Genomic DNA, 15,820 nt, shown 5'->3' on the forward strand with positions numbered 1-15,820 from the left:
CTGAAACGAGAGAATCGAGATGATTGACAACATCAGCTGGCTGGCCATCTATCCGGAGATCCTTCTCCTGGTCATGGCCTGCGTGATCGCCCTGGTGGACCTGGGCGTCAAAAGCCCGCGCCGCACGGGCACCTATGTTCTGACACTGCTGACCCTGGGCGTGGTGGCCGTGCTGCAAGGCATGTATGCCTCCAGTGGCAACACGTTCTATGGCTGGGGCAACATGGTCGTCTCCGACGCCATGGGCAACTGGCTCAAGTGTTTCGCCACCGTGGCCATGATGGTCACCCTGGTCTACGGCCGCCCCTACGCCGCCGACCGCGACATGCTGCGCGGCGGCGAGCTGTTCACGCTGGCCATGCTCGCGCTGCTGGGCATGTTCATCATGATCTCGGGCAACAACTTCCTGGTCATCTACCTGGGCCTGGAGCTGTTGACGCTGTCCAGCTACGCCCTGGTGGCGCTGCGCCGCGACCACACGGCTTCGGTCGAGGCCGCGATGAAGTACTTCGTGCTTGGCGCCATGGCCAGCGGCTTCCTGCTGTACGGCATGTCCATGCTCTACGGCGCGACCGGTTCGCTGGACATCGGCCAGGTGTTCAAGGCCATCAACTCGGGCGAAATCAAGCACCAGGTGCTGGTGTTCGGCCTGGTCTTCGTGGTCTCCGGCCTGGCCTTCAAGCTGGGCGTGGTTCCCTTCCACATGTGGGTCCCCGACGTGTACCAGGGCGCTCCCACGGCCATCACCACCATGATCGGTGGCGCGCCCAAGCTGGCGGCCTTCGCCATCGTCATCCGCCTGCTGGTGGACGGCCTGCTGCCGCTGGCCATCGACTGGCAGCAGATGCTGGCCGTGCTTGCCATTGCCTCTCTGCTGGTCGGCAACCTGGCCGGCCTGCAGCAGACCAACCTCAAGCGCATGCTGGCCTACTCGACCATCTCGCAGATGGGCTTCGTGCTGCTGGGCCTGATGTCGGGTGTGGTCGACGGCAAGGTCGATCCGGCCACCGTCGAGAACGCCTACAGCTCGGCCATGTTCTACGTGGTGACCTATGTGCTGACCACGCTGGCCGCCTTCGGCGTGATCCAGCTGCTGGCCCGCGAAGGCTTCGAGAGCGAAGAGGTCGCCGACTTTGCCGGCCTGAACCAGCGTAGCCCGCTGTATGCCGGCGTGATGGCGATCTGCCTGTTCTCCATGGCCGGCATTCCGCCCCTGGTCGGCTTCTACGCCAAGCTGTCGGTGCTGCAGGCGCTGGTGGCTTCGGGCCACAGCCTGTACATCGCCCTGGCCGTGTTCGCCGTGGTCATGTCGCTGATCGGCGCCTTCTACTACCTGCGCGTCGTCAAGGTCATGTACTTCGATGAGCCCATCACCGCCACCAGCGTTTCCGCTTCGCTGGACGTGCGCGTTGTGCTGACCCTCAATGGCGCCCTGGTGCTGGGTCTGGGCATCCTGCCCGGCGGCCTGATGGCCCTGTGCGCCGACGCCGTCGTGCGCGCCCTGGCTTCCTGATCCACTTTCCCTGTGCAGGGTCTTGCGCGCAAGGCCCTGCGGTGAGGACATCGGCTTGTCGCAAACCGCTTCGATCTGGCTCGTGATATTGGCTGCCCTTGTGGCAGCCAATTTGCCTTTCTTCAACCCCCGCTGGCTGCAGCTGGGGCCGCTGCGCACCCAGCGCAAGCCGCTGGCCCTGTGCCTGCTGGAGATGGTGCTGCTGTACTTCATCGTCGGCGGCGTGGCGCTGCTGCTGGAGCGCCGCGTGGGGCAGATTGCACCCCAGGGCTGGGAGTTCTATGCCATCACGGGGGCGTTGTTCCTGACACTGGCATTCCCGGGTTTCGTCTATCGTTTCCTGATTCACCGCCGCGGCTGAGGCCGCGGTGCCGGTTGCTTCATGGATGAGGGTGCGCGATGAAAGTGCTCGACCTCCATTGCCCGCAGGGCCATCTCTTCGAGGGCTGGTTCGCCTCGGAAGAGGATTTCCAGAGCCAGCTGCAGCGCCAGCTGGTGCTGTGCCCCGTCTGCGGCCACAGCGACATCACCAAGCGCCTGAGCGCCCCCCGCATCAATCTTGGCGCCAAGCCTGCAAGCTTGCCCCCGGCGGCGGCGGCAGAGCCTGCTGCAACCGCCTCGGCCGCCAGTGCGGCAGCCGCTGCTTCAACGGCCATGCCGCCCCAGGCGCGTGAGCAATTGCAGGCCATGCAGGCCGCCTGGCTGCAGTGGTCGCGCAAGGTCGCGCAGCAGACCGAGGACGTGGGCGAACGCTTTGCCGATGAAGCCCGCCGCATGCACTACGGCGAGACCGAAGAGCGCGCCATCCGCGGCAAGGCCAGTCCCGAGCAGGCCATGCAATTGCTGGACGAAGGCATTGCCGTGGTTCCATTGGCCTTGCCGCAAGGCAGCAAGGAAACGCTGCAGTAACTTGCTCCGGGTACATGCTGTCTTGGCGGCGACAATTGTGCTCATGGTGATCGATCGCCAATTCCCATGCCAGGCAATCACCTGGCGCTATTAATTGAATAGCGCTTTGAGTCGCTTTGTCGCCATTCAATTGATGGGGCGACAAACCCAAGCATATCCGCGGCTTTTCGCATAGTGACTGAGCAGGCCACAGGGAGATTGCCCACCTGGGTGTTTCCCGTAAGGCAGCAGACATTGGTCGCTGTCTGCCAAGCCGCAAAAAGGGTAGTTTGCTATCTCTTTGGAAGCGCTCTGGCCTTCCGCGTGGGCGTCGCCGGGCCGAGGTGATGGAGAACCCTAGGGCCCGCCTGCAGCCGCGGCGCCTTGCAGCCCCGTGACTGCTTGATTATTTCAAGTGTGAGTGGTTGCTTCTTGTTTTTGCGGCGACTCGTCTTGATGCGCCATGCTGCAGTGCGGGGCAGGGCCTGTGCTTAGGAGCACCTACGTAGGCGTTTTCCCGCTGCGGTGCACAACGTCGGCAAGCCTACGATGCGTCCGACCCTGCACAACGCCACCAGAGCCTCTGGCGACGCGTTGGCGGCGGCAGCATCAACGGAGCAGGCGAAGCGCACATGAGCGACGTTATTCTCGAAACCCGGAACCTGACCAAAGAGTTCAAGGGATTTACGGCGGTGAGCAAGGTGGACCTTTCGGTGCACCGCGGCTCCATCCATGCCTTGATCGGCCCCAATGGCGCAGGCAAGACCACCTGCTTCAATCTGCTGACCAAGTTTCTGGAGCCCACCTCCGGCACCATCCGTTTCAACGGCGAGGACATCACGCAGGAGGCGCCGGCGCAGATCGCGCGCCGTGGCGTGATCCGGTCCTTCCAGATCTCGGCCGTCTTCCCGCATTGCACGCTGCTGGAGAACGTGCGCATCGGCCTGCAGCGCAAGCTGGGCACCGAGTTCCATTTCTGGCGCAGCGAAAAAAGCCTGTCCATGCTCAATGACCGCGCCATGCAGCTGCTGTCCGAAGTCGGCCTGCAGGACCTGGCCGACGAGGTCACCGTCAACCTGCCCTATGGCCGCAAGCGCGCGCTGGAGATCGCCACCACGCTGGCCATGGAGCCCGAGCTGATGCTGCTGGACGAGCCCACCCAGGGCATGGGCCACGAAGACGTGGACCGCGTGACCCAGCTGATCAAGAAGGTCTCGGCAGGCCGCACGATTCTCATGGTGGAGCACAACATGAAGGTGATCTCCACCATCGCCGACCGCATCACGGTGCTGCAGCGCGGCGCCGTGCTGGCCGAGGGGCCATACGAGGAAGTTTCGCGCAACCCGCAAGTGATGGAAGCGTATATGGGCACCACCGACGGCCAGTTGCAGGGAGCGCATTGAGATGACTGCACCGGCATTGGAAATCAAGGGCCTGCAGGCCTGGTATGGCGAATCCCATGTGCTGCACGGCATGGACCTGGTGGTCCAGCCCGGCGAGGTAGTCACGCTGCTGGGGCGCAACGGCGCGGGCCGCACGTCCACGCTGCGCGCCATCATGGGGCTGACGGGCGCACGCAAGGGCTCGATCAGGATCAATGGCGTGGAGGCCATCCACCTGCCCACGCACCGCATTGCCCACCTGGGCGTGGGCTACTGCCCGGAAGAGCGCGGCATCTTCTCCAGCCTCTCGTGCGAGGAGAACCTGATGCTGCCGCCGCCGCTCAAGACCGGCCAGCAGGGCATGAGCGTGGACGAGATCTACGCCATGTTCCCCAACCTGGCCGAGCGCCGCCACAGCCAGGGCACGCGCCTGTCGGGCGGCGAGCAGCAGATGCTGGCGGTGGCGCGCATTTTGCGTACCGGCGCGCGGCTGCTGCTGCTCGACGAGATCTCCGAAGGCCTGGCCCCCGTCATCGTGCAGGCGCTGGCCCGGATGATCACCATGCTGCGCACCAAGGGCTACACCGTGGTGATGGTGGAGCAGAACTTCCACTTCGCGGCGCCGCTGGCCGACCGCTTCTACGTGGTCGAGCACGGCCATGTGGTCGAGCGTTTCGGCGCGGCCGAGCTGCAGGCCAAGATGCCCGTGCTCAACGAACTGCTCGGAGTCTGACCCGGATATCCATCGTGGCTGGCGCCTGGGGCTCGCCGGCTGCATTCCTGCCATGGCCCTGTGACAAAAAACCCAAGACATCAACGCGAAGGAGACACCAATGAAAGCAAAACTGACCGCACTGTCGTGCATGCTGGCCGCCGCCGGCCTGGCCAGCCCGCTTGCCATGGCACAGGAGAAGGTGAAGATCGGCTTCGTGACCGACATGTCCAGCCTCTATGCGGACGTGGAAGGCAAGAATGCCGTCACCGCGATGCAGATGGCCATCGATGACTTCGGCGGCAAGGTGCTGGGCCAGCCCATCGAGCTGCTGAGCGCCGACCACCAGAACAAGGCCGACATCGCCGCCTCCAAGGTGCGCGAGTGGGTGGACACGCAGGGTATCTCGCTGGTGTTCAGTGGCACCAACTCCGGCACGGCCCTGGCGGTGTCGCAGGTGGCCAATGAGAAAAAGCGCGTGCACTTCAACAGCGGCGCAGGCTCGTCGGCGCTGACCAACGAGCAGTGCAATCCCTACACCGTGCACTACGCCTATGACACCGTGGCCCTGGCCAAGGGCACGGGCACGGCCGTGGTGGAGCGCGGCGGCAAGGACTGGTTCTTCCTGACGGCAGACTACGCCTTCGGCCACGCGCTGGAGAACGACACCACGGCGGTGATCAAGGCCAAGGGCGGCAAGGTGGTGGGCGGCGTCAAGCATCCGCTCAACGCCTCGGACTTCTCGTCCTTCCTGCTGCAGGCGCAGGCCTCCAAGGCCCAGATCCTGGGCCTGGCCAATGCCGGTGGCGACACCATCAACGCCATCAAGGCGGCCAAGGAATTCGGCATCAACAAGAGCATGAAGACCGTGGGCCTGCTGGTGTTCCTGACCGACATCCACAGCCTGGGCCTGAAGAACACCGAAGGCATGCAGTTCACCACCAGCTGGTACTGGGACCAGAACGACGCGGCGCGCAAGTTCGCCGAGCGCTTCTTTGCCAAGACCAAGCGCATGCCTACCTCCATCCAGGCCGCCGACTACTCGGCCGTGACCAGCTACCTCAAGGCCGTGCAGGCCGTGAAGTCCACGGATGCCGACAAGGTCATGGCCCATCTCAAGAGCACGCCCATCGACGACTTCTACGGCAAGGGCTCGATCCGTCCCGACGGCACCTTTGCCCACGACATGTACCTGGTCGAGGTCAAGAAGCCCGCCGAGTCCAAGAAGCCCTGGGACTACCTGAAGGTCGTGGCCACGCTGCCCGCCGACCAGGTCTGGACCACCAAGGCCGAGACCAAGTGCGCGCTGTGGAAGTAACGCCGCGCCGCCACTGACCCCCAACCGCCACCCGGCCAACCACGACAGCTGCATCCCATGGAAATCTTTGGTGTTTCCCTGCCAGGCCTGATGAGCCAGCTCCTTCTGGGGCTGGTCAACGGCTCGTTCTACGCCATCCTCAGCCTGGGGCTGGCGGTGATCTTCGGCCTGCTCAACGTGATCAACTTCGCCCACGGCGCATTGTTCATGCTGGGCGCCATGGTCACCTGGATGGCCATGAGCTACTTCAACATCAACTACTGGGTGATGCTGGTGCTGTCGCCGCTGCTGGTGGGCCTGCTGGGGGTGCTGATCGAGCGCTTCCTGTTGCGCTGGATCTACAAGCTCGACCATCTCTACGGCCTGCTGCTGACGCTGGGCCTGTCGCTGCTGATCGAGGGGCTGTTCCGCTCGGTCTACGGCGTCTCGGGGCTGGGCTATGACACGCCCGAGCTGCTGGAGGGCGCGACCAACCTGGGCTTCATGATCCTGCCCAACTACCGCGCATGGGTGGTGCTCGCCTCCATCGTGGTCTGCGTGGCCACCTGGTTCATGATCGAGAAGACGCGCATTGGCGCCTACCTGCGGGCCGGCACCGAGAACCCGCGCCTGGTCGAGGCCTTCGGCGTCAACGTGCCCGTGATGATCACGCTGACCTATGCCTTCGGCGCGGCCCTGGCCGCCTTTGCCGGCGTGCTGGCGGCGCCCGTCTACCAGGTCACGCCGCTGATGGGGCAGAACCTCATCATCGTGGTCTTCGCCGTGGTGGTGATCGGAGGCATGGGCTCCATCATGGGCTCCATCCTCACCGGCCTGGGCCTGGGGGTGATCGAGGGCCTGACCAAGGTCTTCTGGCCCGAGGCATCGTCCACCGTGGTGTTCTTCATCATGGTCATCGTTTTGCTCATCCGCCCCGCCGGCCTGTTCGGCAAAGAGAAATAACAAGAACGAGGACAAGGGGCCGACCACATGAAATCCAAGACTCTCGTTCAACGCATTGCCCCCTGGGGCTATGGCCTGCTGCTGCTGGGCCTGCTGGCGGCGCCCCTGCTGGGCGCGTATCCGGTGTTCGTGATGAAGCTCATGTGCTTCGCACTGTTCGCCTCGGCCTTCAACCTGCTGCTGGGCTACACGGGCCTGCTGTCCTTCGGCCACGCGGCCTTCCTGGGCGGCGCGGCCTATGTGACGGGCTACGCCATCAAGGGCTGGGGCTTCACGCCCGAGCTGGCCATGCTGGCCGGCACGGCCGGCGGCGCGCTGCTGGGGCTGATCTTCGGCTGGCTGGCCATCCGCCGCCAGGGCATCTACTTTTCCATGATCACGCTGGCGCTGGCCCAGATGCTGTTCTTCGTGTGCCTGCAGGCGCCCTTCACGGGCGGCGAGGACGGGCTGCAGGGCGTGCCGCGCGGCAAGCTGTTCGGCCTCATCGACCTGGCCAGCGACATGACCATGTACTACGTCACGCTGGTCATCGTGGTCCTGGCCTTCCTGCTGATCGTGCGCACCATCCACTCGCCCTTCGGCCAGGTGCTCAAGGCCATCAAGGAGAACGAGCCGCGCGCGACCTCGCTGGGCTACGACGTGGCGCGCTTCAAGCTGCTGGCCTTCGTGATCTCGGCCGCGCTCACGGGCCTGGCCGGTTCGCTCAAGACCGTGGTGCTGGGCTTTGCCACGCTGTCGGATGTGCACTGGACCACCTCCGGCCACGTGATCCTGATGACGCTGATGGGCGGCCTGGGCACGCTGTCCGGCCCCATCCTGGGATCGGCCGTGGTGGTCATGCTGGAGAACAAGATCGGCGAGTTCGGCCTCTTCCTGCAGCGCCTCACGGGCGTGGAGTGGTTCTCCACGCTGGGCGAGTCGGTGACCATCGTCACGGGCCTGATCTTCGTGGTCTGCGTGCTGCTGTTCCGCAAGGGCATCATGGGCGAGCTGATCGTCCGGCTGCAGAAAAAGCGTACCCCTTGAGAGCCGGGTTGGGACGGTTTCAAGGGGGTGGGCTACGTGCCCATGCTGTTGACTGCCATAGCTACAACTGCAGCGGCCGGGCGTAGCCCGTCATCTCCAGGTATCCCTGACCGGCTCGCGCCTCCTGGCCCGGGCCGGTGGGCTTTTGCAGGCTGCACAGGCCCTCCCAGTAGATGGCGCCGGTGGAGGCGCTGCTGTCCAGCTCCTGGTCATCGACCAGGGCGTTCACGATGAAGCGGCCTGCGGGCGTGTCCACCTGCCATTGCACGGGGTAGCGCGCTCCGCTGGCAGGGCTGCTCCAGTGGCGCAGCGGCGTGAACTGCACTGCATCGTGGGCGAAGACCTGCAGCGTGCCATCCACACCGCGCAGCGAGCCGCCGGCCCACAACGCGCTGCCATCCGCCCGTCGCACGCGAAAGGCCGTGAGCGCGCCGCCGTCGAACAGGTTCATGCCTATCCAGTCCCAGCCCACGGCCTCGGGGTGCAGCAGGGCCTGGCTCCATTCATGGTCCAGCCAGGCGCGGTTGTCGCCGGGCTCGCGTGCGGCTTCTATCGCCATGCGCTGGCCTGCCAGCTCCAGCGTGCCGCTCACCTGCAGCTGCGGGCGGCTGTAGTAATAGCTGGCCTGATCGGGTTCGGGACCCTTGCGCGACAGGCCGGCGCGGCCCTGCAGCAAGGGGGGCAGGCGGGTGTCAAAGCGCAGGTCCAGGGCGAATGTGCTGCTGCGCAGGCGCGTGGTATAGCGCTCGGCAGCGCCTTCATCGGTGCGCTGCAGCGACCAGTCCTGCAGCTGCACGTCGGCATCGGCCTCGCTGGCCTGGGCAATGCCAAAGCCTGCGCGCGCAATGCGCTGGTCGTGGTGCAGGCGGGCGCCCTGCACATCGCACAGCGCCGCATGGGCAAACAGCAGCTGGCGCGCCGCAAAGGCGGAGCGCAGCTCCTGCGTGGCCTGCACGCGCGACCGGAAGAAGGTGATCTGGAAACCCCAGGCCCGGCCCGCCGCGCGTGCCTGGCCGGTGATGTACCACCACTCGGTGCGCAGACCGGGGTGGCTGCCATGGTCGCGCGGGAAGACCAGCGTGCGTGGCGGCAGTGCCTGGGCGGGCAGTCCTGCCGCCCCCAGGCCCAGGCCGGCAGCCAGGCCCAGCAGATGGCGGCGGGGCAGGGGCATCATGGATCAGCCTTGCAACTGAGCGATGCGCGCCTGGGCCGGCCCGCAGTCGCCGATGCGCTGCATCACCCAGTCCGCATCATGGTAGGTGGGCAGGTAGCGCTCGCCCGCATCGCACAGCAGCGAGAGGATGGAGCCCTGCTCGCCGCGCTGGCGCATCTCGCTGGCCAGCCTGAGCATGGCCACGTAGTTGGTGCCCGTGGACGGCCCCACGCGCCGGCCCAGCAGTGCGGACAGGCTGCGCATGGCGGCCAGGGAATCGCAGTCCGCCACCTCCTCCATGCGGTCCACCAGAGTGCGCACGAAGCTGGGCTCCACGCGCGGGCGGCCTATGCCCTCGATGCGCGAGCCCGGCGCGGTGAGGGTGGCATCGCCCGTGCGGTGGTAGGCGGCGAACACCGAGCCCTCGGGGTCGGCCACGCAGATGCCCGTGGCATGGCGCTGGAAACGCACGTAGCGGCCGATGGTGGCGCTGGTGCCGCCCGTGCCCGCGCCCACCACGATCCAGCGCGGCACGGCATGGCGCTCGCGCCGCATCTGGGTGAACATGCTCTCCGCAATATTGTTGTTGCCACGCCAGTCGGTGGCGCGCTCGGCATAGGTGAACTGGTCCATGTAGTGGCCGCCGGCCTGCGCGGCCACGGCGCGTGCCTCGTCATAGACCTGGGCGGCGCTGTCCACCAGATGGCAGCGGCCGCCGTAGAACTCGATCAGTGCAATCTTCTCCACCGAGGTGCTGCGCGGCATCACGGCCACGAAGGGCAGGCCCAGCAGGCGCGCGAAGTAGGCCTCGCTCACGGCCGTGGAGCCGCTCGATGCCTCGACGATGGTCGATCCCTCGTGCACCCAGCCATTGCACAGCGCATAGAGAAACAGCGAGCGCGCCAGCCGGTGCTTGAGGCTGCCCGTGGGATGGGTGGATTCGTCCTTGAGGTAGAGATCGATCCCCAGGCCGGCAAAGCCGGGCAGGGGCAGCGGTATCAGGTGCGTGTCGGCACTGCGCTGGTAGTCGGCCTCGATGCGGTTGATGGCTTCATGCAGCCAGGGGGAGGTGGTGTGCGGCATGGCGGCCATTGTCGCAGGCCGCCCGGCCCAGGCGGCTACAGGCCATAGAAGGGGCGATTGGCCTCGATGCGTGCCTGCTCGCTGGCAGGGTAGCGGCGTTCGGCCAGCAACTGCTGCAGCGCGGCGCGGCCCAGGTCGCGCAGCGGGGTGTAGAAGGCGCTGACGGCCAGCTCGTCCAGTGCGCGCCAGGCATAGACCTGGGCGTCGATGAACAGGATGTCCTCGGCCGGGCGCGGCAGCGCGGCGGCCTGGTGCGCATAGAGGCAGGCCAGGGCGAACTCGGACCGCTCGCGGTGGTAGCGCGCCAGCTCGCACAGGGGCTCGGCCCGCTGCGGTCGCGCGGCATAGGCGGTGAGATAGGCCTCGCGCACGGAGGCTGGCTCGGCGCCCGAGCGCTCCAGCAGCACGCCGATCTGGAACAGCGCAAACCACTGCTCCTCGGCCCAGCCGCCCATGGCGGCGCGCTGCCGGTACCAATGCAGGCTGGACTCGATCTGGCCCGCGTCGCGGTGGCTTTGCGCCAGATAGAACACGTTGCGCGTGTTGCCGGGCTGCTCGCGCACGGCCTTTTCGAGCACGGCGATGTCGCGCAGGTAGGTCTGCGGGTCCCGGGCCCGCGCGCCATCGTGCGAGACATCGATGAACGGCCCCGCCAGCATCTGCCAGGGCTGGTGCGCCGGGGCGGTCAGGTACTCGTGCAGCACGCCTTCCCAGCGCCAGTCCACGCGCGTGGCGATCAGCGCATTGCGCTGGTATTCGGTACCCGCCATGTGGCAGGACAGCATGCAGCCGTCCGCCTCCAGCGCCGGCCATGCAAAGCCTTCGGGCACGCGCAGCTGCTCGTCGGCATCGATGAACAGCAGGTAGTCGCCGTGCGGCCGCGCCAGCTCCAGCGCCTCGTTGCGGTTGTGGGCGAAGTCCACCCAGGGCCGCTCGTGCAGGCTGCCGGGTACGCCCTCCATGCAACGGCGCACCAGATCCTGCGTGCCATCGCTGGAGCCCGTGTCCACGATCACCCAATGGTCCACCCACGGCTTGACCGAGGCCAGGCAACGCGCGATCACCGGGGCCTCGTTCTTGACGATCATGTTCAGGCAGATATGGACGCGGCGCGCAGGTCGCATAGCGAGCTCACTGGCAGGAGGCCACCACGATCAAACCGGTAACCGCCGTATTGAAGGCCTGGGTGCCAACCAACTGCACAGTCATGGTGTCGCCTGGTGCGTAAGTGGCGGGGCCGGACACATCACATGTGGGGTTGGCATTGGAAAGCGTACAGATTGGCACGCCCGACACATTGGAGAAGTTCTCGTTCACGCCTCGACGCAGCTGCAGCGTCAGGCTCAACGCCCTGTTCTCTGTCAGCATGGCGCGCAATGAAGCATTGGTGCATGAGGTGTGTACCATGCGCTGCGCATCGGTCTCGAATGTGTTACCGCCGCCGTTGGCAAACAAATAAATTGTGCCGTTGCCAGCGCTGTTGCCGCGGGCAGGAGTTGTATACGTCTGGAAAAACCCACCCGAGCCTGCAGGCCCCTGGACTCCTGCAGGGCCTGTGGGGCCTTGAAGTCCAGCTCCTGTGGCACCCGTCACGCCCTGGATGCCCTGGATTCCCTGAATGCCTTGCGCGCCCTGGGGCCCTGTGGGACCTGTGTCACCCTGGGCCCCTGTCACGCCCGTAGCCCCTGTCATGCCGGTCGGGCCCGTCGGGCCGGTTGCACCCGTGGCCCCTGTAGGTCCGGTGGGTCCAGTCGCGCCAGTGGCCCCCGTCGAACCCGTGGTGCCTGGGGTGCCCGCACCGGTGGCCCCAGTCGGACCAGTGACTCCCGTTGCGCCTGTCGGTCCAGCCACCCCCGTGGCGCCGGTCACGCCTGCTGGGCCTGTTGCCCCTGTGGCGCCGGTCGCACCTGTGGCTCCCGTAGCGCCAGTTGCCCCGCCGCCCACACCCGGCGCGCAATGCACCAATTGCCCCGTGGCGCCGTCAACGCACAGCAGCTGGTTGCCAGTGGCTGCATCGGCAGGCAGGGCTGGTACCAGCACCTCCCCTGTGTTCTGTACCCGCAAGCGTTCGGCCCCCGCAGAATTCTTGATCACGAAATTGCCACCGGCCGGCATAGTGATGCTCACGTCGGCGGCATGGGCTGCCGGGCTGAAGATTCCCGCGCTGATGCACAGCGACCAGAGAAGGCGGGGAGGGATGGGGAAGTTGCGACGGTCCATGGTTCAGATGCTGCTTGGATGAATACGCGCGGAAAGCCGGCACCCGCGTGGCGGGCGCCAGGATGGAAGAAGAATGGGCCGGCCCAGGGGCCGGATGCCGGGGCGCCCGGCCTGCTCAGAGGCGTGTTGCGCGGCGCTGGCGGTGCAGGGCCATGCCGCCGAGCAGCAGGCTCATCAGCATCAGCCCGTAGGTGCTGAGCGTGGGGATGCTGGCTGGAGCCGTCACCACAGTCGCTCCGATCTGCACGTTGCCAGGCACCACGCTGCCGCTGCTGTTGACCAGGGTCGCCGACGGCCCCATGGTCACCACGGCGGTGCCAGGGCCGGAAGAGGTCAGCACCACCGGCTTGCCGGGAGAGCCCAGCGTGAGCGTGCCCAGCACGGTGAGGTTGGTACCTGCGGGAAGAACGATGGTCGGGGGTGTCGGGCCGGTGCTGATCAGTGTCAGATCCTTCACGACGATATTGCCGCTGAGTGTCAGGGTCGTTCCGGGTGCACAGGTGTCTGAAAGCACAACGCTGCTGGTGCCGAGATTCAGTGCCGCCGCGCTCGTCAGGTCGCCGCCGATGTTGAGCTGGCCGCCCGTGCCGGTCACCGTGGAGCCCGCGTCAAAGGCAAAGGACCCCGAATCGAAGGTGCCCGTGCCCAGGGCCAGTTCCCCGCCCATCGAAACGGGGACGCAAAACGAATTGAACGAACCGCCAGCCAGATCGATGCTGGAGCCTGGAGGAAAGACAATCTGCCCCCAGGCCGAGCCGCACATTGCCGCGCCCAGGGCCAGCGACGCAGCCCAACGTTTTCCGAAACCTGCCATGAGTCCGATCTCCCGCGTACAGACGGCAATGCGCCTGTCTGATTTTTGTAGAGGCAGGCACCCCCGTGGATAGGGCGCAGCACTGCCGAAGTCGGGCAAATGATCAGATAGAAAATGATTCTCTTGTAAGAAAAATTAACAATTGATTATGCGTTTTCATTTTTAGCAAGCTATTGGTTTGCGCGGAGGGATGGGGTTTACCAATCCTCCTTGACCGCCAGCACTGCCTCGCGCCCTGCCGCAGCGCGCCCGGCCAGCCAGGCCGTCAGCGTGCCTGCTGCGATCACGCTGGCAGCCAGCGCGAAAAGGCGGGACCACGGCAGGGACAGCTCCATGGTCCAGTGAAAGCTTTGCGGATTCACCACATGCACCAGGATCACAGCCACGCCCAGGCCCAGCAGGCTGCCGGCGATGGCGCCTGCCGTGGTCCAGGCCATGCCTTCGCCAGCCACCACGGCCAGGATGTCGCGCCGCGTCAGGCCCAGGTGGGCGAGCAGGCCGAATTCCTTGCGCCGCGCCAGAACCTGGGCGCTGAAGCTGGCGGCAATGCCGAACAGGCCGATGCCGATGGCCACGGCCTGCAGCCAGTAGGTCACGGCAAAGCTGCGGTCGAAGATGCGCATGGAGCGCTCGCGCAGCGCGCCGCTGCTGGCGAACTCCAGTGCCTGCGCGGCGCCCGGCCCGGTCATCAGCGACTGGATGCGCGCCTGCAGCTGCTGCTCCGTGGCCGTGTCGTCGCCGTCCGGCCAGATGGCGATTTCGGTGGGGCCTGCCGTGGTGGCGCTGCCGTCGGCAAGCCGTTGGTAGTCATCCCAGTCCATGGCGATGGCGCCGAACTGGCGCACATAGTCGCGCCAGATGCCGGCCACAAACACGCGGGAATCTTCCGACGGCAGGGCCTGGGCCAGCAGCGGCCACTCCTGGCCCGGCCGCACGCCATAGAGTTGGGCCACGGCTTCACTGACATAGACGGGCGTGCTGCCAGCGGGCACTTGCACGGGGCCTTGTATCCACGGCAATTGCTGGCCCTGGGGGCCATGCAGCGGACGCAGCAGCAGGCTGACGGCGGGGCGATCCGGGCTGAGCCACAGGCTGGTGCTGCGCATGGGCTGGGCGCGCTGCACGCCAGGCAGGGCGGCAATGCGCGGGGCCAGATCGGCGGGCAGGGGCGCGGCATCGGCACGGCCTGCGCTGCCGGCCGTGCGCAGGTACAGCGGGGCGGGCAGCACGGCATCCAGCCAGGCAATCATGCTGTCCCTGAAGCTGGCCACCATCACGGTCAGCGCCACGGCCAGGCTCAGGCTGGCCACTACGCCGCCCACGGCCACGGTGGTGCTGCGGCGCATGCGCCGTGCGCGCTCCACGGGCAGCAGGGCCAGCGGCTGGCGCAGCAGCGATTGCGGCACCAGGCGCAACAGCTGGCCCAGCAACCAGGGCAGGGCGGCCATGCCGCCCAGCAGCAGCAGGGCCACGGCGGCATAGGCGGCCAGGGGAATGCCGGCCACGGGCGGCACAAAGGCCAGGGCCACGCTGGCTGCCATCAGCAGCAGGGCCGGCAGGCCGCGCGCCGCGCGTTCGGAGCCCGCGCCCTGGCCCTTGAGCGTGGCGGCGGGCGGCAACTCCATCGCCTGGCGCGCCGGCCACCAGCCGCCAGCCACGGTGGCGGCCACACCCAGCAGGCCAAAGGTCAGCGCGGCGCCGGCGCTCCACTGCAGCGCAGGCTGCACGCCGGCAAAGTAGCCGCCGCCCAGGTCACCGCCCAGCAGGTGAAGGGCCAGCCAGGCCAGTCCCGCGCCCAGCGCAATGCCGGCCGCGCTGCCCACCATGCCCAGCAGCAGCGACTCCAGCAGCACCAAGCCCAGGCGCTGGCGCGGTGTCAGTCCCAGCACGGCCAGCAGGGCGAACTGCGGCGCGCGCTGGGCCACGCTGAGCGCCAGCACCGAGAACACCAGGAACGCCCCCGTGAACAGCGCCACCAGGGCCAGCACCGTGAGGTTGACGCGGTAGGCGCGCGACATCTCGGCAATGCGCTGCTGGTCGTCGCCGGGGCGGCCGGCCAGGGCCTGGGCGGGCCAGTCGGGCAGGCGGCGCAGTTCGGCCAGCAGGGACTCGCGCGTGGCGCCTTCGGCCAGCAGCACATCGATGCGGTCCACCTGACCCCAGCGCTGCAGGCTGTCCTGCAGCGCACCGATGTCCATCACGGCCAGCGGCGGGCCGGATGCGGCGACCGTGCCCGCGATGCGCAGGGTCTGCGCGCGCCCGCCCAGTTGCCATGGCAGGGGTGTGTGCCGCGCCTGCTCCGGCGTCAGGCCCAGGGCTTCGAGTGCCGTTGCATTGAGGAAGACCGCATCGGGCGCGAACAGGTCCAGCCGCCCGCCGCCATCGAACAGCCGGGGCATGAGCGCAGGCGCCACGGGCGCCAGCCGCAGCGCATCGCCGCCCAGCACGCGCAACTGCACCGGCGTGGCGGTGCCGGCCAGGGCCGTGGCTTCGATCCAGGGTGCGGCCAGGCTGACCTGGGGCTGCTGCGCAACACGGCCATACAGCGATTCGGGCAAGCCACCCTGCATGGCACGCAGCTCCAGGTCCGGCTGGCCGCTGACCGTGCGCACGGCGCGCGAGAACTCATCGAGCGCGGACTGGTTGATCACGTGCACGGCAAAGCCCAGGGCCACGCCCAGCATGATGGCCACCAGGGCGGTGGCCGTGCGCCAGGGATGCTGGCGCAGCTCCTGCCAGGAAAAGGTGCGAAGCAGGGCGAGCATGGGC

At 67.0% G+C, this 15,820-nt stretch carries 14 protein-coding genes; 8 read left to right on the plus strand and 6 right to left on the minus strand.

Features of this window, described 5'->3' with window-relative positions:
* Positions 1-19: 19 nt before the first annotated feature.
* The 8 genes from nuoN to AAN986_RS07420 all read left to right on the plus strand — a co-directional run bounded on the left by nuoN (position 20) and on the right by AAN986_RS07420 (position 7,781).
* The gene (gene nuoN, locus AAN986_RS07385) at positions 20-1,513 is read left to right on the plus strand and encodes an NADH-quinone oxidoreductase subunit NuoN (protein ID WP_016447701.1); all 1,494 of its coding nucleotides are present in this window, start codon (positions 20-22) and stop codon (positions 1,511-1,513) included.
* A 55-nt stretch (positions 1,514-1,568) separates the two neighbouring features.
* Complete coding sequence (locus tag AAN986_RS07390; RefSeq protein WP_016447700.1) at positions 1,569-1,874, plus strand: DUF2818 family protein; 306 nt, start codon at positions 1,569-1,571, stop codon at positions 1,872-1,874.
* Between the two features lie 38 nt (positions 1,875-1,912).
* Positions 1,913-2,422: a DUF1178 family protein gene (locus AAN986_RS07395; protein ID WP_016447699.1), complete on the plus strand. Its 510-nt coding sequence runs from the start codon at positions 1,913-1,915 to the stop codon at positions 2,420-2,422.
* Positions 2,423-3,033: 611 nt separating this feature from the next.
* Positions 3,034-3,804: an ABC transporter ATP-binding protein gene (locus AAN986_RS07400; protein ID WP_047217363.1), complete on the plus strand. Its 771-nt coding sequence runs from the start codon at positions 3,034-3,036 to the stop codon at positions 3,802-3,804.
* A 1-nt stretch (position 3,805) separates the two neighbouring features.
* A complete protein-coding gene (locus AAN986_RS07405; protein ID WP_016447697.1) occupies positions 3,806-4,516 on the plus strand; it encodes an ABC transporter ATP-binding protein in 711 nt (236 codons plus the stop codon).
* A gap of 100 nt (positions 4,517-4,616) precedes the next feature.
* Positions 4,617-5,813 (plus strand): ABC transporter substrate-binding protein, encoded by a 1,197-nt coding sequence (locus AAN986_RS07410; RefSeq protein ID WP_016447696.1) that lies wholly within the window; start codon positions 4,617-4,619, stop codon positions 5,811-5,813.
* Between the two features lie 57 nt (positions 5,814-5,870).
* Entirely contained in the window at positions 5,871-6,755 is an 885-nt protein-coding gene (locus AAN986_RS07415) for a branched-chain amino acid ABC transporter permease (RefSeq protein ID WP_012206960.1), read from the plus strand.
* A gap of 27 nt (positions 6,756-6,782) precedes the next feature.
* Positions 6,783-7,781 (plus strand): branched-chain amino acid ABC transporter permease, encoded by a 999-nt coding sequence (locus AAN986_RS07420; RefSeq protein WP_016447695.1) that lies wholly within the window; start codon positions 6,783-6,785, stop codon positions 7,779-7,781.
* Between the two features lie 61 nt (positions 7,782-7,842).
* On the opposite strand, the gene AAN986_RS07425 is transcribed toward AAN986_RS07420, so the two are convergent.
* The 6 genes from AAN986_RS07425 to AAN986_RS07450 form a co-directional block, all read right to left on the minus strand.
* On the minus strand, positions 7,843-8,955 hold the full coding sequence (locus tag AAN986_RS07425) for a carotenoid 1,2-hydratase (protein ID WP_047217362.1): 1,113 nt from the start codon (positions 8,953-8,955) through the stop codon (positions 7,843-7,845).
* A 3-nt stretch (positions 8,956-8,958) separates the two neighbouring features.
* Positions 8,959-10,026 (minus strand): PLP-dependent cysteine synthase family protein, encoded by a 1,068-nt coding sequence (locus AAN986_RS07430; RefSeq protein WP_016447693.1) that lies wholly within the window; start codon positions 10,024-10,026, stop codon positions 8,959-8,961.
* 26 nt (positions 10,027-10,052) lie between these two features.
* A complete protein-coding gene (locus tag AAN986_RS07435; RefSeq protein ID WP_047217361.1) occupies positions 10,053-11,141 on the minus strand; it encodes a glycosyltransferase in 1,089 nt (362 codons plus the stop codon).
* Between the two features lie 7 nt (positions 11,142-11,148).
* Entirely contained in the window at positions 11,149-11,472 is a 324-nt protein-coding gene (locus AAN986_RS07440; protein ID WP_082254695.1) for a hypothetical protein, read from the minus strand.
* An 880-nt stretch (positions 11,473-12,352) separates the two neighbouring features.
* Positions 12,353-13,051: an IPTL-CTERM sorting domain-containing protein gene (locus AAN986_RS07445; RefSeq protein ID WP_047217360.1), complete on the minus strand. Its 699-nt coding sequence runs from the start codon at positions 13,049-13,051 to the stop codon at positions 12,353-12,355.
* 197 nt (positions 13,052-13,248) lie between these two features.
* The gene (locus AAN986_RS07450; protein WP_047217359.1) at positions 13,249-15,816 is read right to left on the minus strand and encodes an ABC transporter permease; all 2,568 of its coding nucleotides are present in this window, start codon (positions 15,814-15,816) and stop codon (positions 13,249-13,251) included.
* Positions 15,817-15,820 lie beyond the last annotated feature (4 nt).

Source organism: Delftia sp. DS1230, assembly GCF_040112715.1.
GTDB classification, from domain to species: Bacteria; Pseudomonadota; Gammaproteobacteria; order Burkholderiales; family Burkholderiaceae_C; genus Comamonas; species Comamonas tsuruhatensis.